We start from the raw sequence: 26,782 nt of genomic DNA, 5'->3' as shown, positions 1-26,782 counted from the left end.
AGTGACGTGGTGCCGTGCCCATAGGTACGTCCGTGGCTGACGTGGCAGGAGTCGACTGACTCGGCCACCCCTGCTCCGACCCGTGCGGCGGGGACCCTGCGAACCCTCGTCAGGCGATGCGGGTGACGACCGTGTCGCAGAGCGACTCGAGGGCGTCGCGAGCGTGGCCGGGCGGCAGATCCGCGAGCAGGGCTCGCGCCTCATCGGCACGGCCTCGTACGAAGGCTCGCGCCTCGTCGAGTGCCGAGTGCTCGCGAAGCAACGCGAGTGCTTCGGCATGGTCAGCGTCGCTGGAGATGGGCCCCGACAGAAGTTCACGCAACCGTGCATCCTGCGGTGAGTCCGACGACCGGGCGATCAACGTGGGCAGCGTGGGCACACCCTCGCGCAGATCGGTGCCCGGGGTCTTGCCGGAGTCGTGTGAGTCACTTGCGACGTCGATGATGTCGTCGCTGAGCTGGAACGCGGATCCGATGCGCTCGCCGAACTCGGTCAACCGCTGTTGCACCGACTCCGATGCGCCCGCCATCATGGCGCCGAAGCGCGCGGACGTCGCGATGAGTGACCCGGTCTTGTCCGAGACGACCGACAGGTAGTGCTCGAGCGGCTGCTCGCCGTCGCGCGGACCCATCGTCTCTCGGATCTGACCCTGGACGAGGCGGGAGAACGTCTCGGCCTGGATGCGCACGGCATCCGGTCCGAGATCTGCGACGACATGCGAGGCCCGGGCGAACAGGTAGTCACCGGTGAGGATCGCGATCGAGTTGTCCCAGCGCGCGTTCGCGCTCTCGGCTCCGCGCCGAAGCGATGCTTCATCCATCACATCGTCGTGGTACAGCGTCGCCAGATGGGTCAACTCGACGACGAGTGCGGCGGGCACCACACCCTCGGCGACCGGATCGCCGAACTCAGCGGTCAGCACGACGAGTAACGGCCGAAACCGTTTGCCGCCCGCGCGCAACAGATGGGTCGCGGCTTCGGCGATGAACGCCTCGTCGGTGGCCGCCGCATCGGTGAGCGCCTGCTCGACGGAGTCGAGCCGACCGCGTACGCGCGCCTCGAAGGCGTCGTCGGTCATGGTCACGCCAAACGTGGACGACACGACGACTCCTCGATCAAAGTGCAGGTCAGCGTACGAACGCGCCCGCATGCTGGGCAAGCTCGAGCACCGGTCCGGGGACGATGCCCAACACGATTGTGACAGCAACCGTCACGGCGAGAACGACCGAGGTCAGATAGCTCGGTACGGCGACGGTCGGGCCCTCGCCGGTCGGCTCCTGGAAGAACATCAGCACGATCACCCGGACGTAGAAGAACGCCGCCACGGCGCTCATCAGCACGCCGATCACCACGAGCAGCCAGGCGTCGCCGGCCCAAGCCGCGCCGAACACCGCCCACTTGCCCATGAAGCCGCTGGTGAGCGGGATTCCCGCGAATGCGAGCAGGAAGAACGCGAAGATGCAGGCGAGCAGCGGTGACTCCTTACCGAGCCCCGCCCACCGCGAGAGGTGCGTCGCCTCGCCGCCCGCATCACGTACGAGCGTCACGATGGCGAACGCACCGATCGTCGGGAAGCCGTACGTGGCCAGGTAGAACAGCACACTCTCGATGCTGGTGATGCCCGTGTAATCGGCAGTCACACCGACCGCACCGGCGACACCGACCAGCAGGAAGCCTGCGTGTGCGACGGAGGAGTACGCGAGCATGCGCTTCATATCCGTCTGCGCGATGGCGACCAGAGAGCCGATGACCATGGTGAGTCCGGCGATGATCCAGAGCATCGGGCGCCAGTCCCATTGCGCGTCACCGAACGCCACGAAGAAGATCCGCAGCAGGGCGCCGAAGCCGGCGACCTTCGTACACGCGGCCATGAAGCCGGTGACGGCCGTCGGGGCACCTTGGTAGACGTCGGGCGTCCACGCGTGGAACGGCGCTGCCGACACCTTGAACAGCGTGCCGACGGCGAGCAGGCCGATACCCGCGAGAAGCAGGTTGTGACCGCCCGAGCGGCTCGCGACTGCATCGGCGATCCCGGCCATCGTCAGGCTGCCCGCGTAGCCATAGGTGAGCGCGATTCCGTACAGGAAGAACGCCGATGCGAACGCACCGAGCAGGAAGTACTTCATCGCGGCCTCCTGCGAGAGGAGGCGACGCCGCCGAGCCATGCCGCAGAGTACGTACAGCGGCAACGACAGCACCTCGAGCGCGATGAACATCGTGATCAGGTCATTCGACGCTGGGAAGACCATCATGCCGCCGATGGCGAACAGGGCGAGCGGGAAGATCTCCGTCTGCTCGACCCGCTGTGCGGTGTCTTCGCGCTCCGCCTCGGTGCCGGGGATCGCGGCGGCCTGGCCAGCGAACGCGGTGAGTCCGCCCTCGAGTCGACGCTCGGCGAACAGCAGCATGCTGACGAACGCGAGGATGAGGACGAGTCCCCAGATGAAGACCGTCGGACCGTCGACCGCAAGTGCACCCTCGGCAACGACCTTGCCTCGCGCCGAAGCGGCACCACCGGACGTCTCGTCGAGCCCGGCCGCGACCTGGATCGTGCCGACGAAGGCGGCGATGAGCCCGATCAGGGTGACGACCAGCTGCGAGAAGTAGCGCACCTTGCGCGGCGCGAACGCTTCGAGCATCACGCCGACGAACGCAGCCCCGAAGACGATCAGGACCGGGTAGATGACGGAGTACTCGATCGACGGCCCCGAGATGTCCGGGGGCGCTGCGAGTAGAGCTGAGCTCACTGGTGTGCCTCCTCCGCCGACTCAGCAGCCGGGTGGTCGGGCTCAGGATCGTGGACGCCGACGTGCTCGAGCGTGTCGGAGACGGCCGGGTTGATCACGTCGAGCAGCGGCTGCGGGAAGAACCCGAGGCCGATGATCAGAACAACGGTCGGCGCCAACGCGGCCAACTCGCGCGGACGCAGGTCGGTGACTCCCTCGTTGTCCTCGCGCAGTGGTCCGGTCATCGTGCGTTGGTACATCAACAGGATGTACAGCGCAGCGAGCACGATGCCGAGCGTCGCGACCGCGGCAGCCGCGATCGAATGCGTGAACGTGCCTGCGAGTACGAGGAACTCGCTCACGAACGGCGACAACCCAGGCAGCGACAAGCTGGACAGACCGGCGATCAGGAACACCCCGGCGAGCAACGGCGCGATCTTCTGTACGCCGCCGAAGTCGGAGATTCGCGCCGAGCCTCGCCGACTGATCATGACGCCGGTGACCAGGAACAACGCGGCCGTCGACAATCCGTGGTTGAACATGTAGAGCGACGCACCCGACGCCGACTGGCTGTTGAGTACGAAGATGCCGAGCACGATGAAGCCGAAGTGCGACACCGACGTGTAGGCGATGAGCCGGCGGATGTCGTCTTGGCCGATCGCCAGCAACGCACCGTAGATGACGCTGATCACGGCCAGCACGATCACCACGGGGCTTGCCCACTGCGATGCCTCCGGGAAGATCCCGAGGCACAGCCGGATCATGCCGAACGTGCCGATCTTGTCCAGGATGCTGACCAGCAACACCGATGTTCCGGGCGTACCTGCCGCCGCGGCATCGGGCAGCCAGGTGTGCACGGGCCACATCGGCGCCTTGATCGCGAACGCGATCATGAAGCCGAGGAACAGCCAGCGGCCGGTGGTCTCGCCGATGTCGAGGCTCATCAGATCGGTGATCAGGAAGCTCGGATCGCCCTGGTCGGCCGATACGACGTACAGCCCGACGACCGACGCGAGCATCAGGAGCCCGCCGACGAGCGAGAACAGCAGGAACTTGATCGCGGCGTACGAGCGCTTTGCCCCGCCGAAACCGCCGATCAGGAAATAGATCGGGATGAGCGTCGCCTCGAACAGGACGTAGAACAAGAACACGTCCATCGCGGCGAAGACGCCGATCGCAAGGCCCTCGAGCGCGAGCATCCAAGCGAAGAAGGCGTTCGGGCTCCAGCGCCCGGTGTCGCCGTCGCGCCAGGATGCGAGTACGACGATCGGGGTGAGGATCACCGTCATCAGGATCAGGGTGAGCCCGATGCCGTTGACGCCGACGGCGTAGTACGCGCCGAAGAGGCCGATCCACTCATGCTTCTCGGTCAGCTGGTAGCCGCCGTCGCTCGCGGAGTACTGCGTCGCCATGGCAATGGCGACCGCCAACGTGACGGCGGTGAAGCCGATCGCGGTCTGCTTGACCAGAGCGGTACGCCCGCGCGGCAGCGCGACCAGGACCAGCGCACCGACGATCGGCAGCGCGGCAATAACAGTGAGCCAGGGAAAACTCATGTCAGGTTCACCGCCAGCATTGCGAGCACCACGAGGAGCGCGCCTCCAAAGGTTGCGAGTGCGTACGAACGCACGTATCCGTTTTGCCAGCGACGAACCGCGTTCGCCGCGCGTCCGGTCAGACCTGCGATGCCGTTGACGGCTCCGTCGATGCCGCGGTTGTCGACGAAGACGAGGGTCCGGGTGAGGTACTGACCCGGCCGCATGAACACGGCCTCGTTGAACGCGTCACCGTACAGGTCGGCACGCGCCGCCTTGGTGAACACCGAGACCTTCGTCGGGGCGACGTCGGGGATCTCGTCGCGCAGGTAGCGGAAGTAGGCGATCACGATGCCGACCGCGACGACCGCGAGCACGAACACCGTCAGCACCCATACGGGCACGTCGAGGTGGTGCTCCTCGTGACCGACGACCGGCTCGAGCCAGTCGCTGATCCAGTTACCGAGCAGCAGCACGCCGCCGAACACCGAGAGCGCGGCGAGCACCAGCAGCGGCACCGTCATGACCCGCGGCGACTCATGCGGGTGTACGCCTTCGCGCCACCGCTTCTCGGAGACGAACGTCATGATCATCAGTCGCGTCATGTAGAACGCGGTGATGCCGGCACCGAGAACGGCACCGAGACCGATCCAGATGTTGTCGGCGAACGCGGCCTCGATGATCTTGTCCTTGGAGAAGAACCCGGAGAAGCCCGGGAAGCCGATGATCGCGAGATAGCCGGCCGCGAAGGTCAGGAACGTGATCGGCATCGCCCGCTGCAATGCGCCGTAATGGCGCATGTCGACGTCGTCGTTCGTACCGTGCATCACCGAGCCGGCGCCGAGGAACATGTTGGCCTTGAAGAAGCCGTGCGTCAGCAGATGGAAGATCGCGAACGCATAACCGGCCGGGCCGAGCCCTGCGGCGAGTGTCATGTAGCCGATCTGGCTCATGGTCGAACCGGCCAGTGCCTTCTTGATGTCGTCCTTGGCACAACCGATGATCGCACCGAACAACAACGTCACGAGACCGACGGTCACAACGGCGGTACGTGCGGCTTCCGACTCGTTGAAGATGAAGTTCGACCGGACGATCAGGTAGACGCCCGCGGTCACCATCGTCGCGGCGTGGATCAACGCCGAGACCGGCGTCGGGCCTTCCATCGCGTCGAGCAGCCAGCTCTGCAGGGGTACCTGAGCGGACTTACCGCAGGCACCGAGCAGAAGCAGCAGGCCGAGTGCCGTTGCAGCGGCGTTGGACGCCTCGCCGGCCACGGTGGAGACACCGGCCATCGAGGTCGTACCGAACTGCGCGAACATCAGCATGATCGCGAGTGCCATGCCCATGTCGCCGACCCGGTTGACGACGAAGGCCTTCTTGGCCGCGACCGCCGCGGAGTTCTTGTGCTGCCAGAACCCGATCAACAGGTACGACGCCAGGCCGACGCCCTCCCAGCCGAGGAACAGGACCAGGTAGTCGCTGGCGAGTACGAGTGTCAGCATCGCCGCGACGAACAGGTTGAGGTACGCGAAGAATCGCCGACGTCGCTCGTCGTGCTCCATGTAACCGATGGAGTAGATGTGGATCAGCGATCCCACACCGGTGATCAGCAGTACGAAGACCGCCGACAGCGGGTCGTACAGGATCTCCATGTCGACGTTGAAGCCGCCGACCTCGATCCAGGTGAAGAGGTTCTGCGAGACGGTGCGATCGGAGTCGTTGCGGCCGAGTAGCTCGACGAATGTGATCACGCCGATCACGAACGACGCCAGCGGCGCCGCGGTGCCGAGCAGATGACCCCATTTGTCGCCCCGACGACCGACGAGCAGTAGCACGGCGGCGCTCGCAAGCGGTAGTGCGACCAGCAGCCACAGCAGTGAGAACGAGCCGTCCGCTGCTACCGGAGCGATCGTACCGGCATGCTCGGAACTGGCGATGAGATGAGTCAAGACACTCTCCTCAGTACTTCAGCAGGCTGGTGTCGTCGACAGAAGCCGAACGCCGGGCACGGTAGATCGCCACGATGATCGCCAGGCCGACGACGACCTCGGCGGCGGCGACGACCATCACGAAGAACGCGGCAACCTGGCCCTCGAGCGTGCCGTGGACGCGCGAGAAGGTCACCAGGGTGAGGTTGCAGGCGTTCAGCATCAACTCGATGCACATGAACACGACGATCGCGTTGCGGCGTACGAGTACGCCGACCGCGCCGATGGTGAACAGCAGCGCCGAGAGCGTCAGGAACCAGGTGGGACTCACTTGTCGTCACCGTCCTCGTCTCGGTTGTCGTCTTGCGCGTCGGCTTCCGGCGGCGAGGTGTCGTCGCGTTCGTCGACCTGCGCCTCGGGATCGAGCATCCGGATCGTCTCGTTCACGTCGTCGGTGAGCGCGCCCTTGACCGAGCCGCGGGCACGCAGCGTACGCGAGATGGACAGCTGCGAGATCGACCCGTCGGGCAACAGTGCCGGGGTGTCGTTGGCGTTGTGGCGGGCGAAGACACCCGGTGTCGGCAGCGGACCCGGGTGCTTACCGGACTCGGCGTAGTCGACCATCCGCTGCTCAGCCAGCTCGCGCTGGGTCTGCTTCTTCACCAGGCGCTCGCGATGTGCCAGCACCATTGCGGCGAGGACCGCGGCGGTCAGCAGGGCGCCGGTGAGCTCGAAGGCGTACATGTAGTCGGAGAACAGGTACTTGGCGATGCCGTAGACGTTGCCGTCTTCGTTTGCTACATCGGTGCCGGCGACCGTACCGACTGCGGTCTGCGAGACGGCAACGGCGAACACGACGCCGAAGACTATGCCCACGAACGCCGCGAGGAGGCGCTGACCCTTGATCGTCTCGACGATCGAGTCGGAGGAGTCGACGCCGACCAGCATCAGCACGAACAAGAACAGCATCAGGATCGCGCCGGTGTAGACGATGATCTGGACGGCGAACAGGAACGGCGCGCCCTGCGCGGCGTACATGATCGCGAGCGTGATCATGATCGTGGCGAGGAACAACGCACAGTGGACCGCCTTGCGCGCAAGGACCATGCCGAGCGCAGACGCCACCATGATCGCGCCCATCAGCCAGAACGCGAACTCTTCCCAGGCGTTCACTCGTCTGCCTCCGCGTCGGTTCCGGTCGCGACCGTGTCACGGGTGGCGTTGCGGTAGTAGTCGTCATCGTCGTCACCGAGACGCATGCCGTGCGGCGGCTGCTCCATACCGGGCAGCAGTGGAGCGAGGAGATCCTGCTTCTCGTAGATGAGCTTCTCGCGGGAGTTGTCGGCGAGCTCGTACTCGTTGGTCATCGTGAGCGCGCGCGTCGGGCACGCCTCGATGCACAGGCCACACAGAATGCAACGCAGGTAGTTGATCTGGTACACCCGGCCGTACCGCTCACCCGGTGAGAACCGCTCATCGTCACCGCCGTTGGACGCACCCTCGACGTAGATCGCATCGGCCGGGCAGGCCCATGCGCACAGCTCGCAGCCGATGCACTTCTCGAGTCCGTCGGGCCAGCGGTTGAGCTGATGGCGACCATGGAAGCGCGGAGCCGTCGGTTTCTTCTCGAACGGGTACTGCTCCGTGACGGTCTTGCGGAACATCGTGCGGAACGTGACGCCGAACCCGGCGATCGGGTCCCACAGCTGTTCCTTCAGGCGGGGGCGAGACTCAGCCATTGCCTTCCTCCTCGGTGGAGTCCGCGGCCCGAGACGCCACGAGCTCGTCGTTTCGCTTACCGACCTGCGAGGACAGCTCCTGACCGCGCGGCGGGGGTACGGGGTAGCCGCCCGCGAACGCGTCGAACTCTGCCTCGGCGGGCTCGTCGGGTGTCTTGCGCTCGGGGATCATCATCACGACGACGAGCGCGGCAAGCACGACCCCGCCGATGATCATCGCCGTCTGGGTGTCCATGCCGCCGTCGAGACGGATGCGTCGGACGACCGCGACCGCGACGATCCAGACCAGCGAGACCGGGATCAGGATCTTCCAGCCGAAGCGCATGAACTGGTCGTAGCGCATCCGCGGGAGCGTACCGCGCAGCCAGACGAACAGGCAGATGAACAGCAGCACCTTGCCGAGGAACCACAGCACCGGCCAGTAGCCCTCGTTGGCGGCGTCCCACTGGGAGATCGGCCACGGTGCGCGCCAGCCGCCGAGGAACATCGTGGTCGCCATCGCGGAGACCGTGACCATGTTGATGTACTCGGCGAGGAAGAACAGCGCGAACTTCAGCGATGAGTATTCGGTGTGGAAGCCGCCGACGAGCTCGCCCTCGGCTTCGGGGAGGTCGAACGGTGCGCGGTTCGTCTCGCCGACCATCGCGATCACGAAGATCAGGAACGACGGGATCAGCGGTAGTCCGAACCACATGTCGTCGGCCTGTGCCGCGACGATCTCCGATGTCGACATCGAGCCCGCATACATGAAGACCGCGACCAGGCTCAGGCCCATCGCGACCTCGTACGAGATCATCTGCGCCGAGCTACGGAGCGCACCCAGCAGCGAGTAGGTCGAGCCCGACGACCAGCCGGCGAGCACGATGCCGTAGATGCCGACCGATGCGACGGCCAGGACGTACAGAACTGCTACCGGGAGATCGGTGAGCTGCAGCGGAGTCTGGGTGTCGGTGAACGGGATCGTCACTTCGGGCCCGAACGGGATGACCGCCCAGGTGAGGAACGCCGGCCCGGTCGCGAGCACGGGTGCCAGGAAGTAGACGAACTTATCGGCCGCCGTCGGAGTGATGTCTTCCTTCAGCGCGAGCTTGACGCCGTCGGCAAGGCTCTGGAGCAGTCCGAACGGGCCGTGTACGTTCGGCCCGACCCGGTGCTGCATGCGCGCAACCAGGCGCCGCTCGAACCAGATGTTGAAGAGCGTGAACACCACCAGGACGATGAAGACCAGGACAGCCTTGAGCAGGACGACCCAGAAGGTCTCGTTGCCGAAGAGATCACTCATCTCTCAACCTCCGCGTTCGCTCCCACATCGCCCGCTTCACCGCGTTCGATGCGTACCGCGTCTCCCGCTCCGGCACCGAGCACTCGGCGGACGTTCAGCCCGTCGGAGTTGGCCGGTACCCAGACCACGCCGTCGGGTAGATCTGCGATCTCGGCGTGCAGTGCGATCGCGCCCTCGGCGGTGCTGAGGACTGCCTCGGCGCCGTCGCCGACTCCCGCGCCGGCAAGCGTCGCCTCGCTGGCGCGCAGCACCGGTTTGCGCGCGGTGGCCTTGTAGTAGTCGTCGCCGTCCTGGCCACGACCGTCGTCGACCATCAGTCGCCAGGTGTCGAGGACGACCTCGCCTTCGCCGGGCGATGCCGGCGGCTCGCCTGCACTCTGCGGCTCGGGGGTACGTGCGCCGTCCCAGCGTCCGACCTCGGCCAGCTCCGCGCCGGCCTGCTCGACCGTACGGAAGCCGAGCCCGTCGCCCAGCTCCTCGGCGATGCCCGCGAGCACCCGGGTGTCGGTGAGCGAGTTCGGGGTGTCCAGCACGGTCTCGAAGCGACGGTGCCGGCCTTCCCAGTTCACGAAGGTGCCCGGCTTCTCGACGACCGGTGCGACCGGGAGTACGACGTCGGCGCGTTCGGTCACCGCGCTCTCGCGTACCTCCAGGCTCACCACGAACCCGACCGCATCGAGCGCCGCAGCGGCGGCTTCGGAGTCGGGAAGGTCGTCGAGCTCAACGCCACCGACCACGAGGGCGGACAGCTCGCCGTCACGCGCAGCCGCGAGGATCGAGTTGGTATCGCGGCCTTCGAGTGCGGGCAACGAGTCGAGGCCCCAGGCGGCCGCGACGTCTGCACGCGCCTCGGCACTGTGTACGGGGCGCCCGCCCGGCAGCAACGTCGGCAGACAGCCCGCGTCGAGTGCGCCTCGCTCGCCGGCACGGCGCGGGATCCAGGCGAGTCGCGCGCCCGTCTTCCGGCTCAGCGCGAGCGCGGCCGTCAACGCACCGGGGGTCTGCGCCAGCCGCTCGCCGACGAGGATGATGCCGCCTCCGTCGAGGGCGACCTCGGCATTCGATGCGACGTCGTCCAGGGCGGACGCCTCGTCACCCGGGCGGGTACGAAGCAGCGAACCGCTCATCTTGGTCAGTGACCGCGTCGTATGGCTCGCGATCGCGAACACACGCACGCCGTTCTTGCGGGCGCCCTTGCGCAAGCGCAGGAACACCGTGCCGGCTTCGTCCTCCGGCTCGAACCCGGCGAGTACGACCGTGTTTGCGCGCTCGAGGTCGGTGAAGGTGACACCGAGTGGCGACGCCGCCACCGTCGAGCCGAGGAACGCTGCCTCCTCGGCGGTGTGCGTACGCGCACGGAAGTCGATGTCGTTGGTGCCGAGCACCGCGCGTGCGAACTTCGCGTAGCTGTACGCGTCTTCGCTGGTCAGGCGTCCGCCGGTGAGCACGCCGACCTTGCCCTCGGCCGCCTGCAGACCGCGCGCGGCGACAGCGAAGGCGGCCGGCCACGACGCCGGCTCCAACTCACCCGTGTCGGGGTCGCGTACGAGCGGCCGCGTGAGGCGGTCCGGCTGACGTGCGTAGGTGAACGCGAAGCGGTCCTTGTCGGTGATCCACTCCTCGTTGACCTCTGGATCGTCACCCGACAGTCGCCGCATCACCTTGCCGCGCCGGTGGTCGACGCGGATCGCCGAGCCGCATGCGTCGTGCTCGGCGATCGACGGCGTCGACACGAGGTCGAACGGACGCGACCGGAAGCGGTACGCGGCACTCGTCAGCGCACCGACCGGGCAGATCTGGATCGTGTTGCCGGAGAAGTACGACTCGAAGGGTTGATTCTCGTAGATGCCGACCTGCTGGAGGGCACCGCGCTCGAGCAGCTCGATGAACGGGTCACCGGCGACCTGCTCGGAGAACCGCGTACAACGTGCACACAAAACGCAGCGCTCACGGTCGAGCAGCACCTGCGGAGATACGTTGATCGGCTTCGGGAAGGTCCGCTTGGTCTCGGTGAAGCGCGACTCGCCGTACCCGTGGCTGAGCGATTGGTTCTGCAGCGGGCACTCGCCGCCCTTGTCGCACACCGGACAGTCGAGCGGGTGGTTGATCAGCAGGAACTCCATGATCCCGTGCTGCGCCTTCTCGGCCACCGGTGACGTCACCTGGGTCTTGACGACCATGCCCGGCGCAACCGGGATCGTGCACGATGCCTGCGGCTTGGGCATTGCCCGCCCGTTGCCGGCATCGGTGATCTCGACCAGGCACTGACGACAGGCCCCGACGGGGTCGAGCAGCGGGTGGTCGCAGAACCGCGGGATCTCGACGCCCATCAGCTCGGCGGCGCGAATCAGCAGCGTGCCCTTCGGGACGCTCACCTCGACGTCGTCGATGGTCAGCGTCACGAGCTCTTCCGGCGGCGCGGCCTGCTCGCCGGGTCCGCTGGTGACGGTCATGCCGACGCTCCTTCCGGCTGCGCGAACAGCGTCGATGCCTGGTACGGGAAGAGCTCCCACGCCGGCGTGTGCAAACCGGCCTCGAACTCCTCGCGGAAGTACTTGATGCCAGAGGTGATCGGTGCGGCAGCGCCGTCTCCGAGGGCGCAGAACGCCCGACCCACGATGTTGTCGCACTGGTCGAGCAGCAGCTCGACGTCGTCCTGGGTGCCCTTGCCCGCCTCCAGACGTTCGAGCACCTGGACCAGCCAGAAGGTGCCCTCGCGACACGGCGTGCACTTGCCGCAGGACTCGTGCTTGTAGAACTCGGTCCACCTCAACGCACAGCGGACCATCGACGTGGTCTGGTCGAAGATCTGCAGCGCCTTGGTGCCCAGCATCGAACCGGCCTCGCCGACGCCCTCGTAGTCGAGCGGGATGTCGAGATGCTCGGCGGTCAGGATGGGGGTCGACGACCCTCCCGGCGTCCAGAACTTCAGCTCGCTGCCCTCGCGCATTCCGCCGGCGAGGTCGAGGAGCTCGCGCAGCGTGATGCCGAGCGGCGCTTCGTACTGCCCGGGCCGCTTCACGTGGCCGGACAGTGAGTAGAGGGTCATACCCTTCGATTTCTCGGTGCCCATCGAGCCGAACCAGTCGATGCCGTTGGCGACGATGCTCGGAACCGAGGAGATCGACTCGACGTTGTTGATCACGGTCGGGCAGTCGTACAGACCGGCGACCGCCGGGAACGGCGGCCGCAACCGGGGCTGGCCGCGCCGACCTTCGAGGGAGTCGAGCAGCGCCGTCTCCTCACCGCAGATGTACGCGCCCGCACCCGGGTGCACGATCACGTCGACGTCGACACCGCGACCGAGGATGTCCTTGCCGAGGTAACCGGCGAGGTACGCCTCCTGTACGGCGCGCTGCAGCCTGCGTACGACGTGCAGCACCTCGCCGCGTACGTAGATGAACGCCTTCTCGGCGCGGATCGCGTACGAGGAGATCGCAATGCCCTCGATGAGTACGTGCGGGTTGGCCATCATCAACGGGATGTCCTTGCACGTACCTGGCTCGGACTCGTCGGCGTTGACCACGAGGTAATGCGGCTTGCCGTCGCCCTGTGGGATGAAGCCCCACTTCATTCCGGTCGGGAAGCCCGCGCCGCCGCGGCCGCGCAGACCGGAGTCCTTCACCAGCTGGATCAGGTCGTCGGGGTCCATCGCGAGCGCCTTCGACAGGGCGTCGTAACGGCCGTAGCCGTCGAGGGTCCACGGACGATCGGCGTCCCAGTTGTCCGAGAGGACGGGAGTCAGTGTATCGGTCACTTGTCGACCTCTCCCTTCGTCTCTGTCTCGGCGCGCTGTGTGTCGGCCTGCTTGACCGCACCCTCGGCGGTACGGGCGGTCGCCCGCTCCGGACGCGACGTCGGGCGGGCGCCCATGCCTGGCGCGTGCCAATCGTTCTCGCGGGCAAGCTCCAGCCCGGCAAGAGATGCGGGGCCCGCAGCGGGGCCCTCGTCGGCGCGGTCGTCGGAGAATCCCGCGAGTACGCGCTCGCCCTCGCGCCACGTGCAGATGCGCGCACCACGCGTCGCGTGGACTTCCTTGCCCTCGCGCAGGTCATCGACGACCTCGACGGCCGACTCCGGCGTCTGGTTGTCCATGAACTCCCAGTTGACCATCATCACCGGCGCGAAATCGCATGCCGCGTTGCACTCGACGTGCTCGAGCGTGATCTTGCCGTCTTCGGTGGTCTCGTCGTTGCCGACGTCGAGGTGGTCCTTGAGCCGCTCGAAGATCTGATCGCCGCCCATGACCGCGCACAGCGTGTTGGTGCAGACGCCGACGTGGTAGTCGCCGACCCGACGACGCTTGTACATCGTGTAGAACGTCGCGACACCGGACACCTCGGCCGCGCTGATGTCGAGCATCTCGGCGCACAGCTCGATGGCCTCCGGTGTGACCCGGCCCTGGACCGACTGTGCGAGGTGCAGCATCGGCAGCAGTGCCGACCGCGATTGCGGGTAGCGGTCGATGATCTGTCCCAGCTCGGCGCGTACCTCGTCGGTGAGCTCGTGTGTCACCGGTCAACTCCTCCCATCACCGGGTCGATGCTGGCCACCGCGACGATCACGTCGGCGACCATGCCGCCCTCGGACATCACCGACGTACCTTGCAGGTTCACGAAGGACGGATCGCGGAAGTGCGCGCGGTACGGGCGCGTGCCACCGTCGGAGACGACATGGCATGCGAGCTCGCCACGCGGCGACTCGACCACGCCGTACGCCTGCCCGGCGGGTACGCGGAAGCCCTCGGTCACCAGCTTGAAGTGGTGGATCAGCGCCTCCATCGACTCGCCCATGATGTGGCGGATGTGGTCGAGGGAGTTGCCCATGCCGTCAGCGCCGATCGCGAGCTGTGCAGGCCAGGCGATCTTCTTGTCGCCGACCATGACCGGAGCGCCTTCGAGGCCCTCCAGGCGGTCGAGCGCCTGCTCGATGATGCGCAGCGACTCCCACATCTCGTCGAGCCGGATGCGGAAGCGTCCGTACGAGTCGGCGGTGTCCCAGGTGACGACGTCGAAGTCGAACTCGTCGTAGCCCCAGTACGGCATATCGCGACGGAGGTCCCAGTCGTAGCCCGTCGCTCGCAGCGGCGGCCCGGTGATGCCGAGCGCAAGGCAGCCCGCGAGGTCGAGGTAGCCGACGTCGACGAGGCGCCCCTTGAAGATGGGGTTCTGGTTGCAGAGAGCGGCGTACTCCGGGAGCCGCTTCTTCATCAGCTTGACGAAGTCGCGAATCTCGCCGATCGAGCCGTCGGGCATGTCCTGCGCGACGCCGCCGGGCCGGATGAACGCGTGGTTCATGCGCAGACCGGTGATCAACTCGAGCATGTCGAGGCACAGCTCGCGCTCGCGGAAGCCGATCGTCATGACGGTGAGCGCGCCGAGCTCCATACCGCCGGTCGCGATCGCGACCAGATGCGAGGAGATGCGGTTGATCTCCATCAGCAGGACGCGCATCACTCTGGCCTTCTCGGTGATGTCGTCCTCGATGCCGAGTAGCTTCTCGACGCCCATGACGTACGCCGCCTCGTTGTACAGCGGCGAGAGGTAGTCCATCCGGGTGCAGAACGTAACGCCCTGCGTCCAGTTGCGGAACTCCATGTTCTTCTCGATGCCCGTGTGCAGGTAGCCGATGCCGCAACGGGCCTCGGTCACCTGCTCACCGTCGAGCTCGAGGATGAGTCGCAGCACGCCGTGCGTCGACGGGTGCTGCGGCCCCATGTTGACGACGATGCGTTCTTCGCCGAGGTCGACTCCCTTGACGACGGAGTCCCAGTCCTGGCCGGTGACGGTGAAGACCGGACCGCCGGTGGTGTCCTGAGTGCTGGCGTACGGGTCCGTTGTGGACATCAGTTGTAGGACCTCCGCTGATCGGGTGGCGGAATGGTTGCGCCTTTGTACTCGACCGGGATGCCGCCGAGCGGGTAGTCCTTGCGCTGCGGGTGGCCCGGCCAGTCGTCGGGCATCAGGATCCGGGTCAGCGACGGGTGGCCGTCGAAGATCACGCCGAAGAAGTCGTACGTCTCGCGCTCATGCCAGTCGGCGGTCGGGTAGACGCTCACCACCGACTGCACATGTGGGTCGGAGTCGGGAGCGGTGACCTCGAGGCGGATACGACGCTTATGCGTCAACGAGAGCAGGTGGTAGACGACGTGCAGCTCACGCCCCGCCTCGTGCGGGTAATGCACGCCGGAGATGCCACTGCACAGTTCGAACCGAAGGTCCGGGTCGTCGCGCATCGCCTGGACGACACCGAGGATGTCCTCGCGGCGTACGAACACAGTCATCTCGTCGCGGTCGATGACGACCTTCTCGACGGCGGCATCGTCATCGAGGACCCGCTCGAGCTGATCGGCGACGTCGTCGAACCAACCACCGAACGGACGCTGCGATGCCCCGGGCATCGCGACCGGACGGGTGAGACCCCCATAACCCGAGGTGTCGCCCGAGCCGCGTACGCCGAACATGCCCTCGCGTACGTCGACAACCTCCAGCTGGGTGGCATCGCTCGGTGCCGGCAGGGTGTTCTCGGGGAGGTTCTGGTCGGCCTTCGTCGGCTGGTCGTCGGCGTGCGGCGTGGTGCCGACCTCGGGCTCCTTGCGCTCGTCCTTCTCGCTCACCGCAAGAGCCCCTTCATCTGCGACGTCGGCAGCGCCGTCAGCGCGGCCTGCTCCTGCTCCTCGATCTCGGCCGCGCGGTTGGCACCGAGCTTGGTGTGCTGGATGTCGTCGTGCAGCTTGAGGATCGCGTCGATCAGCATCTCCGGCCGCGGCGGGCAGCCGGGGAGGTACATGTCGACGGGTACGACGTGGTCGACGCCCTGCACGATCGCGTAGTTGTTGAACATGCCGCCGGAGCTGGCGCAGACACCCATCGCCAGCACCCACTTGGGGGCTGCCATCTGGTCGTAGATCTGACGCAGCACCGGCGCCATCTTGTTGCTGACGCGGCCAGCGACGATCATCAGGTCGGCCTGGCGCGGGGACGGCCGGAAGACCTCCATGCCGAACCGCGAGAGGTCGTACCGCGGTGCGCCGGTCGTCATCATCTCGATGGCGCAGCACGCGAGACCGAACGTCGCGGGCCACAGAGACGCCTTACGGAAGTAGCCCGCAAGGCCCTCGACCGTCGACAGCAGGATGCCGCTCGGGAGCTTCTCCTCGATGCCCATGTCAGTCCCACTCCAATCCGCCGCGCTTCCAGGCGTACGCGTAGGCGATCGAGACGTCGATGAGGAACAGCACCATCGCGATGAGCGCGAACCAGTCGAGCGCATCGAACGCGACGGCGAACGGGTAGAGGAAGACGATCTCGATGTCGAAGACGATGAACAGCATCGCCGTGATGAAGTACTTGATCGACACCCGGCCGCCGCCCGCGGGCTGCGGCGTGGGCTGGATCCCGCACTCGTAGGAGTCGTACTTCGCGCGGTTGTAGCGCTTCGGCCCGGCGAGCGCGCTCGCGGCGAGCGAGAACAACGCGAAGCCGAAACCGAGCGCGCCGATCACCAGGATCGGGATATAGATGTTCATGCGGACGCCCTCTGGTCAAGGCCGGGTCTGTTCATCGGGCGTCGATCAGCGAGCGGGGTTCCGCGCCCGGTCCGGCAAGGCGTGGGAGCGAAACCGAAGCCGATTCCTCCTGTGAGCGACCGCAACGCAGCCGGGCGGGATGCGGGGGCACGCGAGCCGGCGTCCGATGAGCAGACGCGGCCTTGAACCAGGCCGGCGGGGTGATTAGGAGTCATGCTGTGCGGGCACCGCCGTGCCACATCCGCCCCTCTCGCTAACGACGCTGTTAGTGAATGTCTTCACTAAGGGTGATAGGTAGGTGCAGTCTAGGACGAACGCGGCAGGTGTGCGAACCGGGGGTGCCGACTCGAAATCCCTTGCTGACCTGGGCATTTAGCGTACGTATTCGTTGCGTAATTGGCCGAAGCTAGGCGTCCCGAGTGGCGTGGTGGATGGCGACGACGCCGCCCGTCAGGTTCTGCCACTTCGCGTCGGTCCAGCCGCAGTCGCCGATCCGCGCGGCGAGCTCGGGTTGGTTCGGCCACGCCCGGATCGACTCCGCGAGATACACGTACGAGGCGGGGTTCGACGACACGCGTCGGGCGATCATCGGGAGCGCACGCATCAGGTACTCCAGATAGACGATGCGGAAGGGCTTCCACGTCGGGTCGCTGAACTCGCAGACCACCAGCCGCCCGCCCGGCTTCGTCACGCGCGCCATCTCAGTGAGCGCACCGTCGACATCGGCGACGTTCCTCAGCCCGAACGAGATGGTCACGGCATCGAAGCTCGCATCGGCGAACGGCAGCGCCATCGCGTCACCCGCAACGAACGAGAGACCGGGACGCCGACGCATGCCGACCTGCAGCATGCCGACAGAGAAGTCGCATGCAACAACGCGAGCGCCTGCCCGATCGAGCGGATCACTCGACGTAGCCGTGCCAGCAGCGAGATCGAGAATGCGCTCGCCCGCCCGCGGCGCGATCGCCCGCACAACTCGCGAACGCCACTGCCGGTCGAGGCCGAAGGTGAGTACGTCGTTCGTCAGGTCGTAACGGCGGGCGACATCGTCGAACATCGACGCGACTTCATCCGGTCGCTTGTCCAGATCCGCTCGGTTCATCCGGCAAGCGTGTCACGGTGACGACCGTCACGACGCCCCTGGGTCGTACTCTTCTTCCGTGACCGAACTTGCCGGATCGACTCCGCACACGAGTCCGCTCGTGGTGCGAAGCGTTCCGATCGACGACCCCGGCCCGCTACTCGCCCTCCTCCCCCGCGACGAGTCGCTCGCGTGGGTTCACCACACCGACGGGATCGTCGGGTGGGGCCGCGCGACGGCCATCAACCCGTCCGGCGCGAACAGGTTCGCGGAGGCCGACTCCTGGTGGAACGACCTCGCGACGCGCGCCGTCATCCGCGACGAGGTCCGGCTGCCGGGCTCGGGGCTCGTCGCCTTCGGTTCCTTTGCCTTCGCCGACTCCCCTGGGGAGTCGGCGCTCGTCGTGCCGAGCGTCATCGTCGGTCGCCGCGGCGACTCCTGCTGGATCACAACCGTCAGCTCCGGCGCGCTCGCCACTCCGCCGGACCTTCGTACCCACGAACCCGAGCGGCCGACCGACGTCACCTTCGCCGACGGCTCGATGTCCGGCGCCGAGTGGGAGCTCGTTGTCGCAGACGGCGTACGCCGCATCCAGGCCGGCGACCTCGACAAGGTCGTGCTCGCACGTGACCTCGTTGCCGAAACACCGACCCCGCTCGACGTACGTTGGCCGTTGCAGCGTCTCGCCGATCGCTACGCGGCCTGCTGGACGTTCCATGTAGACGGACTGTTCGGCGCCACGCCGGAGATGCTCGTACGCCGCGAACGCGGCCTCGTCACCTCGCGCGTGCTCGCCGGCACGATCCGGCGCACCGGAGACGACGCACACGACCTGCGGCTCGCCGCTTCACTGGCCCGATCGAGCAAAGACCTCGAGGAGCATGAGTACGCCGTTCGCTCCGTCGCCGAGTCGCTCGCTCCGCATTGTTCGAGCATGAACGTGCCCGAGTCTCCGTTCGTACTCCATCTACCGAACGTCATGCACCTCGCAACCGACGTTGCGGGCGTGATCGACGACGCGACCTCGTCCTTGGGACTCGCGGCCGCGCTTCACCCCTCGGCCGCAGTCGGCGGCACCCCGACCGCCACCGCGGTCGACCTGATCGCCGAGATCGAGGGCATGGACCGCGGCCGCTACGCAGGCCCGGTCGGCTGGATCGACGGCAACGGCGATGGCGAGTGGGGCATCGCCCTTCGATCGGCCAGCGTCTGCGGTGACACCGTACGTCTCTACGCCGGCTGCGGCATCGTCGCCGACTCCGACCCGCAGGCCGAGCTCGCCGAGAGCCAGGCCAAGCTGATCCCCGTACGCGACTCGCTCGGCGGCTGACGTACTGAAGAGTTCGCGGACTTTTCGGTGCTGCGGAGCGCCGAAAACAACGAGAAGTCCGCGAACTCTGCTCCGCCTCAGCTGTCGATCGAGATTGGCTGCAGTGTCGGCCGCTTCGCCGCAACCCCGTCGCCCGACGACGTGCCCTTGAGGCGGCGCTGAACCCAGGGCATCGCGTACGCCTTCGCCCATTCGAGGTCGGCATCGCGCTGCTCCTTCTTACTGAGCAGTGGCCGATCGCCGAGGTCGTCGGGTACGAGGCCATGCTCGATGCCGAGGGTGTCGAGCACCTCGATCGCCATCCGCTGATGTCCGGCCGGCGACATGTGCATCCGGTCGATGTCCCACAGCCGGGGATCGCGGTACTCCGACAGTCGCCAGAAGTCAACCAACGTTGCTCCATGGCGATCGACGATCTCGCGTACGAGCTCGTTGTAGATCGCGACCCGGCCGCGCAGCTTGCCGAACACCGGCGCCCAGCCGAGGTCGAACCCGGTCCACACGAGTACGCGCGCGCCCGTTGCCGCGAGCTTGCCGACCGCACTGTCGTACTTCGCCATCAGTCCGTCGATATCGACCTTCGGCCGCAGGATGTCGTTGGCGCCGGCATTGACCGTGACGAGGTCAGGATCCAGCGCAACGGCCGGTTCGAGCTGCTCCGCGAGGATGGGCCGCAACAGCCTGCCTCGGATCGCGAGGTTCGCGTACCCGAAGTCGGGCGTGAGCGACGAGAGCTGCTCGGCCACGCGGTCGGCCCACCCACGTAGGCCGTTGGGCCGCGTCGGGTCCGGATCGCCCACACCTTCGGTGAAGGAGTCGCCGAGTGCTACGTACCGGTGGAAGGCAGGGACCGTCATGGCCCCGATCGTCTCACCCTTTCGGGCGGAGCGCGTCGGCCGTCTCCTGGTTGGCAGGGAGGAAAGCCTCGATGCTCAGCTCGGCCAACGTGACATCGACGGCTGTGCCGAACGTCGTCACCGTGCTGACGAACTCGAGCTCGCCATCGGGGGGGCGCAGACTCAGCGGCACCGCGACACGGCCCTCGGGCGTACCCGGCTCCAGACCGCCCGGGTACGAAGCGAGCTCGTCGTACAACTCGCGTAGCTCATCGGACCCCGTCACAGCGATCTCGCGGGCAAGCCGCTCGAGTACGTGCCCCCGCCATTCGGCAAGGTTGGCGATGCGCGGCGCGAGACCGTCCGGATGCAGGCTCGCCCGCAGCACGTTCACGGGCGGGGCGAGGAGCTCCTCCGGGAGGCCGGTCAGCAGCATCGGCAGGGCGTCGTTGGACGCGACGAGGTGCCACCCGCGGTCGACGACGAGAGCCGGGAACGGCGCGTACGCCCCGAGTACCTGGTCGATCGCCGCCCGGATCGGGCGCATCTCCTCCGCGTCGAGATCGAGCGCGGAGTACGCCGGTGCGAAACCCGCCGCGAGCAGCAGCTGGTTGCGCTCCCGCAATGGAATGTCGAGGCGCTCGGCCAGCTTGAGCACCATGTCTCGACTCGGCTTCGATCGACCGGTTTCCAGGAAGCTCAGATGCCGGGAGGAGATGTCGGCTTCGATCGAGAGGTCCAGTTGGCTGATGCTGCGGCGGTTTCGCCATTCACGCAACAGGGGCCCGATCGGCGATTCGGTTCGGTCGATGGTCACGCGGAAATCGTATGTGGTCGGCATGCGCCGAGCCTTGTCCTATCCGAGCGGTGTCGCCATTACCTCCCGCGTAATCGACGCGCCGCGCGATCGACCGCAGGGTTGTCGCATGACTACTTCGACAATGACCTCACGGACCCTCCTCTCCACTCTCACCGACTTGCGGACCGCACTGTCGCTCGACGCCGTCGTCACCGGACTCAACGGTGTCGCCTACGTCGCCGCCGGCTCGGTTCTCGACGACGTGCTCGGCATCCCCGCCACCGTGCTTCGAGTCGTCGGCGTGTTCCTGATCGGGTACGCCCTGTCGGTATGGGCGGTCCGAACACCCCGAACGATCTCGCGGCCACTCGCGTACTCCGTCGTCGCGGCGAACGCCATCTGGGTCGCCGGCAGCCTTGTCGTCGCAATATCCGGCTGGCACTCCCCGACGACGATCGGTACGGTCTGGGTCGTCACTCAAGCAGCAGTCGTCGCCGCGTTCGCAGAGCTGCAGATCACTGCCCTGCGTCGCCGCTGAAACGGAGACACCGATGGCCGACTTCTCGATCGCGGACCTCGTCGACGCGATGCCGTACGCGCGCCGGCTCGGGATCGTCGTCGACGTGGCCGACGCCGATCGGGTCGTCGGTCATCTGGACTGGGACGAGTCGCTGTGCACCGCCGGCGGCATCCTGCACGGCGGGTCACTCATGTCACTCGGTGACACGATCGGCGCCGTATGCGCCTTCCTGAACCTCCCCGAGGGCGCGTCGACCGCCACGACCTCCTCGAACACCCAACTGCTCCGGGCGGTACGGGAAGGGACCGTGATCGCATCCGCTCGGCCTTTACACCGGGGTCGCACCACCATCGTCGTACAGACGAGCCTCACCGACGCACAGGATCGCCTTGTCGCACAGGTGACACAGACACAAGCGGTCCTGGGGGTGGGTCGTACGGCGTAGTTGCTGTGCCGGGCGGCTGCCGGCTTTCCTTGCTGCTTCGGCGACTACCCGCTACTACGGTCCTCACCGCCGTCGGCTTTCCCGCTGCTTCGGGCTGGGCAAAAGACGCGGCGACGCGCGCAGCCGCCACGTCGGTTCGGCCGATTGACGGCCTTCCGCCACCTTAATATGGGATCGGGGTAACGTTCGGTTTCGTTGTCACATCCGTACCGGCGGCCACGGGCGTACCAACGGGCACGGCAAGGTGTCACCTTGCACGGTGTCCCTGCCATGCAAAGCGGTGCTTCACCATGTTTACTTGGTAAACCACCATCGACCGACCCCGCAAATGCCGACCAGATCGGGAAAGCCGGCAAGCAACCGAGCTACGTAGCTGCGGCTCCCGCGTCGCCGCGTCTTTTGCCCAGCCGAAGCGGGCGGGGAAGCCGACGACGCAGCCGAATCGGGCAGCCGAGTAGTCGCACAGAAGACGCGCAACCCCGAGCGGCCATCAGCCCCGGCGCGAATTACCCCGACTCGCCGTACCCCGACCAGTGCTTCCCCGCCGGTTGCGGTTTCGATTGCGATTCCGGTTCCTATTGCGGTTGCGACCGCCGCCCTGTGATCCGCCGCCCGGAGCCGACCGCGCAACGGTCGCTGGATCGACGTACTCGGCGGGCGGACCCGTGAGCTCGGTGATCTGCGGGGATTCCGGCTCGATCATCGCGATGGTCGGTTTGATCGACGCCCGCCGCATCAGCTGGCGTACGTCGCGTCGCTGTTCGTGCGTCACGACCGTCACGACCCGCCCGCTAGCGCCCGCTCGCGCCGTACGGCCCGACCGGTGGAGGTACGCCTTGTGCTCGCTCGGCGGATCGACATGTACGACAAGCGTGACGTCGTCCACGTGGATGCCTCGCGCAGCGATGTCGGTCGCGACGAGCACCCGGGCGTGACCGTCGCCGAATGCCGCGAGGTTGCGCTGCCGCGCTCCCTGGCTCAGGTTTCCGTGCAGGTCGACCGCCGGAATGCCCGCAGCGGTCAGCTTGCGGGCGAGCGCCCTGGCTCCGTGCTTGGTACGCGCGAACGCAAGGGTCCGGCCACGACCGGAGACGAGCCTTCGTACGACCTCCGCCTTGTTGCCGCGGTCCACGACGAACGCGTGATGCTCCATCTGCGGCACATGCGATGTCTCGCTGTCGACCGAATGCGTCACCGGATCGGTGAGGTACCGCTTGACCAGCTTGTCGATGCCGTTGTCGAGAGTGGCCGAGAACAGCAGCCGCTGGGCCGTACGCGGCGTCTGGTCCAGGATGCGCTTGACGACCGGGAGGAAGCCGAGGTCGGCCATGTGGTCGGCTTCGTCCAGCACCGTCACGTCGACCTGCGACAGCCGGCAGTGCCCCTGACCGATCAGGTCCTCGAGACGTCCCGGCGTCGCGATACAGACGTCGACGCCGGCGCGCAGCTTGTCGACCTGCGGGTTCTGGCTCACCCCGCCGTAGACGGTCATCGTGCGCAGCCGCAGGCTCTGCGCGAGCGGCATGATCGTCGACGCGACCTGAGCGGCCAGCTCACGGGTCGGTACGAGGATCAGAGCGCGGGGCTCGCCCTTGCGAGGGCGGCGACCCGATGCGGCGAGCCGGCTGAGAGTCGGGATCGCGAACGCGATCGTCTTACCGCTGCCGGTACGCCCACGGCCGAGAACGTCCCTCCCGGCGAGCGAGTCGGGCAGTGTCGCGGCCTGGATCGGGAACGCCGAGCTCATCCCCTGTGCGGCGAGCTCGGATACGAGCTCCGCGCGCACGCCGAGCTCGGCGAAGTCGAGCGGACGAGGCTCCGTACGGTCGGAAACGGGCATAGTGCTGTCTTGCAGAGTCAAGGGATTCCCTCGGTCGGGTGGCCGCGATTGCAGGACCGATCGCAAGGAGACTCGAGATGGGTGCGGCGCCACGTGGTCGGGCGCTCATGCAGACGACCGCGGGTGCGCCGTGTGCGCACCCAGTCACGACGAGCGTACACGGTGGCCGGGCGGGGTCCCGTCGGCGCCTCCGTGACACGATGGCCGCACCATGCGCCTTGTCGACCACGTACCTGCCGAGCCCGATGAGGATTCGCTGTACGAGTCGTTCCTCGAATGGGCCGAAGAACAGGGCATCGATCTCTACCCTGCCCAGGACGAAGCTCTGATCGAGCTCGTCTCCGGCGCCAACGTGATCCTCGCGACACCGACGGGCTCCGGCAAGAGCCTGGTCGCGGCCGGCGCACAGTTCGCGGCCCTCGCACGCGGCAAACGCAGCATCTACACCGCACCGATCAAGGCGCTCGTCTCGGAGAAGTTCTTCGCCCTGTGCGACCTGTTCGGCGCCGACAACGTCGGGATGCTCACCGGTGACGCATCGGTCAACCCCGACGCGCCGATCCTGACCGCAACAGCTGAAGTCCTTGCCAACAAGGCACTTCGCGAAGGCGCGGCCTCCGACATCGACCTCGTCGTCATGGACGAGTTCCACTTCTACGGAGAGCCCGACCGAGGTTGGGCATGGCAGGTTCCGCTCATCGAGCTGCCGCGTGCGCAGTTTCTGCTCATGTCGGCGACGCTCGGTGACACGTCGAGGTTCGAGCGCGACCTGCGGCGGCGCACCGGGCGTACGACCACGACAGTGACGTCGTCGGAACGCCCCGTTCCGCTGCACTTCGAGTACGTACTCACTCCTATGCACGAGACCCTCGAAGAGCTCCTCGAGACCCATCAGGCACCCGCGTACGTAGTGCATTTCACTCAAGCCGCGGCGCTCGAGCGCGCTCAGGCACTGAGCAGTATCCGGGTCTGCACCCGCGAGGAGAAGGACGCGATCGCCGCCAAGATCGGCGACTTCAAGTTCCGGTCCGGCTTCGGCAAGACGCTCTCCCGCCTGGTCCGCATGGGCATCGGCGTACACCACGCGGGCATGCTGCCCCGCTACCGCCGGCTCGTCGAGACGCTCACCCAGGCCGGCCTGCTCAAGGTCATCTGCGGTACAGACACGCTCGGCGTCGGCATCAACGTGCCCATCCGTACGGTCGTCTTCAGCGGCCTCTCGAAGTACGACGGCATCCGTCAACGCCAGCTCAACGTACGCGAGTTCCAGCAGATCGCCGGACGCGCCGGTCGCGCCGGATACGACACCGTCGGCACGGTCGTCGTGCAAGCACCCGAGCACGAGGTCGAGAACCACAAGGCGCTCACGAAGGCGGGCGACGACCCGAAGAAGCGACGCAAGGTGGTACGCAAGAAGCCGCCACAGGGATTCGTCTCGTGGGGCGAAGGCACCTTCGACCGATTGGTGGGTTCGCAGCCCGAGCCACTTCGTTCACGGATGCGGGTCAGCCATTCGATGCTGCTCAACGTCGTCGCAAGACCCGGCGACGCATTCGCCGCGATGCACCATCTGCTGCGCGACAACGACGAAGACCGTCACACCCAGAACCGCCTCATCCGCGAGTCGATCGGCATCTATCGGGCGCTCGTCGCCGGAGGCGTCGTCGAACGACTCGATCAGCCCGACGCAGACGGGCGGACCGTACGCCTGACCGTCGATCTGCAGGAAGACTTCGCCCTCAACCAGCCGCTGTCACCGTTCGCTGTCGCCGCGCTGGACGTACTCGACCCCGAGAGCCCCACGTACGCGCTCGACGTTCTCTCGGTGATCGAGTCGACGCTGGAGAATCCTCGCCCCGTGATCTCCGCCCAGCGCTCGATGGCACGCGGCGAGGCGGTAGCGGAGATGAAGTCCGAGGGCATCGAGTACGAAGAGCGCATGGAGTTGCTCGAAGACGTCGAGCACCCGCAGCCGCTGCGCGATCTGCTCGAGGTCGCGTACGAGCACTACCGCACAGGCCATCCGTGGATCGCCGACCACGAGCTGCGCCCCAAGACGGTGGCCCGCGACATGTTCGAGCGAGCGATGACGTTCGGCGAGTACGTCGCGTTCTACCGGCTCGCGCGCTCCGAGGGCATGGTGCTGCGCTACCTGTCCGATGCGTACAAGGCCTTGCTACACACGGTTCCAGACTCCGTTCGTACCGACGAGCTGAGCGATATCACCGAGTGGTTGGGCGAGCTGGTCCGGCAGACTGACTCGAGTCTGCTCGACGAATGGGAGAAGCTCGCCGCCGGTGACACCGACGTCGAGGTGCGCCCCAGCATGGTCGACGACGAACCTGCCGCTGTAACCGGCAACAAGCGCGCATTCCGGGTGCTTGTCCGCAACGCGATGTTCCGCCGCGTCGAGCTGGCCGCCCTGCGACGCTATGACGAGCTCGGCGAGCTCGACTCGGAGGCAGGCTGGGACGCCGACGCCTGGTCGGATGCGATGGCCGGCTACTTCGAGGAGTACGACCGGGTCGGCACAGGCCCCGACGCACGCGGTCCGGCGCTGCTCACGATCACCGAGTCTCCCGGGCGCTGGAACGTCCGCCAGACCTTCGACGACCCCGATGGCGACCGCGACTGGGGCATCAGTGCAGTCGTCGACCTGGCCGAGTCCGACGAGATCGGCGCCGCCGCCGTACGCCTCGACGACGTTGGCCCGTACGCCCCCGGCTGACCCGCGACCACAGCACCCTGAGGAGTTCGGATGCAGCCCGTCATGCCGCCGTCGCGACCACGACCGACCAAGTGGGTCGTCGCGACCTGCGTACTCGCCTTCGTAGCCGTGTGCCTGTCGGTGACGCTGACGGTTGTATTGCTCGCCTCGGACGGCGACAAGGTCGGCGAGTCCGCCGCCACGAGTGCCGAAGGAGCATGTCAGGCGATCAACCAGATCCCCGAGCGCGGATTCGAGCTGACGGCCGGCGACCAGGACGACTACCCGCCCGATCTAGCGCGGCTCTCTGCGGCCGAGTCGCTTGCGATGCTCGCGGAGGCTCAGGACGACACGTACGCAGACCTGTACGACGCGATCCGCAAACCGCGCGCCATCTCGAACGAGACGTTCGTCGCAACGAGTGACGAGTTCGTCGAGGCCCTCGCCGACGCCCGCGACGCCTGCGCCGACGAAGGGTTCTGAGTC

Annotated in this window: 24 protein-coding genes; 5 read left to right on the top strand and 19 right to left on the bottom strand. The window is 66.8% G+C overall.

What is annotated here, in order from left to right:
- Positions 1-109: 109 nt before the first annotated feature.
- From MU582_04135 to MU582_04060, 16 genes are all read right to left on the bottom strand, one after another.
- Positions 110-1,078, bottom strand: coding sequence for a polyprenyl synthetase family protein (locus MU582_04135; protein UPK77107.1), 969 nt, complete (start codon positions 1,076-1,078; stop codon positions 110-112).
- A gap of 49 nt (positions 1,079-1,127) precedes the next feature.
- Positions 1,128-2,747, bottom strand: a complete 1,620-nt coding sequence (gene nuoN / locus MU582_04130) for an NADH-quinone oxidoreductase subunit NuoN (GenBank protein ID UPK75835.1) — start codon at positions 2,745-2,747, stop codon at positions 1,128-1,130.
- On the bottom strand, positions 2,744-4,282 hold the full coding sequence (locus MU582_04125) for an NADH-quinone oxidoreductase subunit M (protein ID UPK75834.1): 1,539 nt from the start codon (positions 4,280-4,282) through the stop codon (positions 2,744-2,746). The genes nuoN and MU582_04125 overlap by 4 nt, the downstream gene beginning before the upstream one ends.
- Positions 4,279-6,135 (bottom strand): NADH-quinone oxidoreductase subunit L, encoded by a 1,857-nt coding sequence (nuoL, locus tag MU582_04120; protein ID UPK77106.1) that lies wholly within the window; start codon positions 6,133-6,135, stop codon positions 4,279-4,281. The genes MU582_04125 and nuoL overlap by 4 nt, the downstream gene beginning before the upstream one ends.
- 85 nt (positions 6,136-6,220) lie before the next feature.
- Positions 6,221-6,520 (bottom strand): NADH-quinone oxidoreductase subunit NuoK, encoded by a 300-nt coding sequence (gene nuoK / locus MU582_04115; GenBank protein UPK75833.1) that lies wholly within the window; start codon positions 6,518-6,520, stop codon positions 6,221-6,223.
- The gene (locus MU582_04110; GenBank protein ID UPK77105.1) at positions 6,517-7,329 is read right to left on the bottom strand and encodes an NADH-quinone oxidoreductase subunit J; all 813 of its coding nucleotides are present in this window, start codon (positions 7,327-7,329) and stop codon (positions 6,517-6,519) included. Before MU582_04110 ends, nuoK begins: the two co-directional genes overlap by 4 nt.
- A 29-nt stretch (positions 7,330-7,358) precedes the next feature.
- On the bottom strand, positions 7,359-7,928 hold the full coding sequence (gene nuoI, locus MU582_04105; GenBank protein ID UPK75832.1) for an NADH-quinone oxidoreductase subunit NuoI: 570 nt from the start codon (positions 7,926-7,928) through the stop codon (positions 7,359-7,361).
- Positions 7,921-9,210 carry an NADH-quinone oxidoreductase subunit NuoH gene (gene nuoH / locus MU582_04100; protein ID UPK75831.1) on the bottom strand — a complete coding sequence of 430 codons (1,290 nt, stop codon included), beginning with the start codon at positions 9,208-9,210 and terminating at the stop codon, positions 7,921-7,923. The genes nuoI and nuoH overlap by 8 nt, the downstream gene beginning before the upstream one ends.
- The gene (locus tag MU582_04095; protein ID UPK75830.1) at positions 9,207-11,663 is read right to left on the bottom strand and encodes an NADH-quinone oxidoreductase subunit G; all 2,457 of its coding nucleotides are present in this window, start codon (positions 11,661-11,663) and stop codon (positions 9,207-9,209) included. Before MU582_04095 ends, nuoH begins: the two co-directional genes overlap by 4 nt.
- Positions 11,660-12,967 carry an NADH-quinone oxidoreductase subunit NuoF gene (gene nuoF / locus MU582_04090; protein ID UPK75829.1) on the bottom strand — a complete coding sequence of 436 codons (1,308 nt, stop codon included), beginning with the start codon at positions 12,965-12,967 and terminating at the stop codon, positions 11,660-11,662. The genes MU582_04095 and nuoF overlap by 4 nt, the downstream gene beginning before the upstream one ends.
- Positions 12,964-13,725: an NADH-quinone oxidoreductase subunit NuoE gene (gene nuoE, locus MU582_04085; protein UPK75828.1), complete on the bottom strand. Its 762-nt coding sequence runs from the start codon at positions 13,723-13,725 to the stop codon at positions 12,964-12,966. Before nuoE ends, nuoF begins: the two co-directional genes overlap by 4 nt.
- On the bottom strand, positions 13,722-15,056 hold the full coding sequence (locus MU582_04080; GenBank protein ID UPK75827.1) for an NADH-quinone oxidoreductase subunit D: 1,335 nt from the start codon (positions 15,054-15,056) through the stop codon (positions 13,722-13,724). Before MU582_04080 ends, nuoE begins: the two co-directional genes overlap by 4 nt.
- The gene (locus MU582_04075) at positions 15,056-15,727 is read right to left on the bottom strand and encodes an NADH-quinone oxidoreductase subunit C (protein UPK77104.1); all 672 of its coding nucleotides are present in this window, start codon (positions 15,725-15,727) and stop codon (positions 15,056-15,058) included. The genes MU582_04080 and MU582_04075 overlap by 1 nt, the downstream gene beginning before the upstream one ends.
- 95 nt (positions 15,728-15,822) lie before the next feature.
- Positions 15,823-16,377, bottom strand: a complete 555-nt coding sequence (locus MU582_04070) for an NADH-quinone oxidoreductase subunit B (protein UPK75826.1) — start codon at positions 16,375-16,377, stop codon at positions 15,823-15,825.
- Position 16,378: 1 nt separating this feature from the next.
- Positions 16,379-16,738: an NADH-quinone oxidoreductase subunit A gene (locus MU582_04065; GenBank protein ID UPK75825.1), complete on the bottom strand. Its 360-nt coding sequence runs from the start codon at positions 16,736-16,738 to the stop codon at positions 16,379-16,381.
- Positions 16,739-17,144: 406 nt separating this feature from the next.
- Entirely contained in the window at positions 17,145-17,840 is a 696-nt protein-coding gene (locus MU582_04060) for a demethylmenaquinone methyltransferase (protein ID UPK75824.1), read from the bottom strand.
- Positions 17,841-17,898: 58 nt separating this feature from the next.
- Between MU582_04060 and MU582_04055 the strand changes: the two genes are divergently transcribed.
- Positions 17,899-19,149 carry an isochorismate synthase gene (locus MU582_04055; protein UPK75823.1) on the top strand — a complete coding sequence of 417 codons (1,251 nt, stop codon included), beginning with the start codon at positions 17,899-17,901 and terminating at the stop codon, positions 19,147-19,149.
- Between the two features lie 77 nt (positions 19,150-19,226).
- On the opposite strand, the gene MU582_04050 is transcribed toward MU582_04055, so the two are convergent.
- Together MU582_04050 and MU582_04045 are read right to left on the bottom strand one after the other, a co-directional pair.
- A complete protein-coding gene (locus MU582_04050) occupies positions 19,227-20,006 on the bottom strand; it encodes an SGNH/GDSL hydrolase family protein (GenBank protein UPK75822.1) in 780 nt (259 codons plus the stop codon).
- Positions 20,007-20,019: 13 nt separating this feature from the next.
- Entirely contained in the window at positions 20,020-20,802 is a 783-nt protein-coding gene (locus tag MU582_04045; GenBank protein UPK75821.1) for a helix-turn-helix transcriptional regulator, read from the bottom strand.
- A 109-nt stretch (positions 20,803-20,911) separates the two neighbouring features.
- On the opposite strand from MU582_04045, the gene MU582_04040 reads away from it, so the two are divergent.
- A complete protein-coding gene (locus tag MU582_04040) occupies positions 20,912-21,322 on the top strand; it encodes a hypothetical protein (GenBank protein ID UPK75820.1) in 411 nt (136 codons plus the stop codon).
- Positions 21,323-21,335: 13 nt separating this feature from the next.
- Positions 21,336-21,749 carry a PaaI family thioesterase gene (locus MU582_04035; GenBank protein UPK75819.1) on the top strand — a complete coding sequence of 138 codons (414 nt, stop codon included), beginning with the start codon at positions 21,336-21,338 and terminating at the stop codon, positions 21,747-21,749.
- 490 nt (positions 21,750-22,239) lie between these two features.
- On the opposite strand, the gene MU582_04030 is transcribed toward MU582_04035, so the two are convergent.
- Complete coding sequence (locus tag MU582_04030) at positions 22,240-23,589, bottom strand: DEAD/DEAH box helicase (GenBank protein UPK75818.1); 1,350 nt, start codon at positions 23,587-23,589, stop codon at positions 22,240-22,242.
- 211 nt (positions 23,590-23,800) lie between these two features.
- Here MU582_04030 and MU582_04025 point away from each other — a divergent pair, with 211 nt between their 5' ends.
- Together MU582_04025 and MU582_04020 are read left to right on the top strand one after the other, a co-directional pair.
- On the top strand, positions 23,801-26,317 hold the full coding sequence (locus tag MU582_04025) for a DUF3516 domain-containing protein (protein UPK75817.1): 2,517 nt from the start codon (positions 23,801-23,803) through the stop codon (positions 26,315-26,317).
- Between the two features lie 30 nt (positions 26,318-26,347).
- The gene (locus MU582_04020; protein UPK75816.1) at positions 26,348-26,779 is read left to right on the top strand and encodes a hypothetical protein; all 432 of its coding nucleotides are present in this window, start codon (positions 26,348-26,350) and stop codon (positions 26,777-26,779) included.
- The last annotated feature ends 3 nt before the right edge of the window (positions 26,780-26,782 follow it).

The sequence above is a fragment of the Nocardioidaceae bacterium SCSIO 66511 genome (genome assembly GCA_023100825.1).
In the GTDB taxonomy this organism is placed as follows: domain Bacteria; phylum Actinomycetota; class Actinomycetes; order Propionibacteriales; family Nocardioidaceae; genus Solicola.
Note: the sequence above shows the minus strand (reverse complement) of the source record. Positions and strands in the feature narration are given on the sequence as shown.

Bases quoted from the DNA above. Each gene is read 5' to 3' on its own strand.
- MU582_04135 (UPK77107.1), bottom strand. From the start codon at position 1,078: ATGACCGACGACGCCTTCGAGGCGCGCGTACGCGGTCGGCTCGACTCC.
- MU582_04125 (UPK75834.1), bottom strand. From the start codon at position 4,282: ATGAGTTTTCCCTGGCTCACTGTTATTGCCGCGCTGCCGATCGTCGGT.
- MU582_04110 (UPK77105.1), bottom strand. From the start codon at position 7,329: ATGGGCGCGATCATGGTGGCGTCTGCGCTCGGCATGGTCCTTGCGCGC.
- nuoI (UPK75832.1), bottom strand. From the start codon at position 7,928: ATGGCTGAGTCTCGCCCCCGCCTGAAGGAACAGCTGTGGGACCCGATC.
- nuoH (UPK75831.1), bottom strand. From the start codon at position 9,210: ATGAGTGATCTCTTCGGCAACGAGACCTTCTGGGTCGTCCTGCTCAAG.
- MU582_04095 (UPK75830.1), bottom strand. From the start codon at position 11,663: ATGACCGTCACCAGCGGACCCGGCGAGCAGGCCGCGCCGCCGGAAGAG.
- MU582_04080 (UPK75827.1), bottom strand. From the start codon at position 15,056: ATGTCCACAACGGACCCGTACGCCAGCACTCAGGACACCACCGGCGGT.
- MU582_04070 (UPK75826.1), bottom strand. From the start codon at position 16,377: ATGGGCATCGAGGAGAAGCTCCCGAGCGGCATCCTGCTGTCGACGGTC.
- MU582_04065 (UPK75825.1), bottom strand. From the start codon at position 16,738: ATGAACATCTATATCCCGATCCTGGTGATCGGCGCGCTCGGTTTCGGC.
- MU582_04060 (UPK75824.1), bottom strand. From the start codon at position 17,840: ATGAACCGAGCGGATCTGGACAAGCGACCGGATGAAGTCGCGTCGATG.
- MU582_04050 (UPK75822.1), bottom strand. From the start codon at position 20,006: ATGACGGTCCCTGCCTTCCACCGGTACGTAGCACTCGGCGACTCCTTC.
- MU582_04040 (UPK75820.1), top strand. From the start codon at position 20,912: ATGACTACTTCGACAATGACCTCACGGACCCTCCTCTCCACTCTCACC.
- MU582_04035 (UPK75819.1), top strand. From the start codon at position 21,336: ATGGCCGACTTCTCGATCGCGGACCTCGTCGACGCGATGCCGTACGCG.
- MU582_04030 (UPK75818.1), bottom strand. From the start codon at position 23,589: ATGCCCGTTTCCGACCGTACGGAGCCTCGTCCGCTCGACTTCGCCGAG.
- MU582_04025 (UPK75817.1), top strand. From the start codon at position 23,801: ATGCGCCTTGTCGACCACGTACCTGCCGAGCCCGATGAGGATTCGCTG.
- MU582_04020 (UPK75816.1), top strand. From the start codon at position 26,348: ATGCAGCCCGTCATGCCGCCGTCGCGACCACGACCGACCAAGTGGGTC.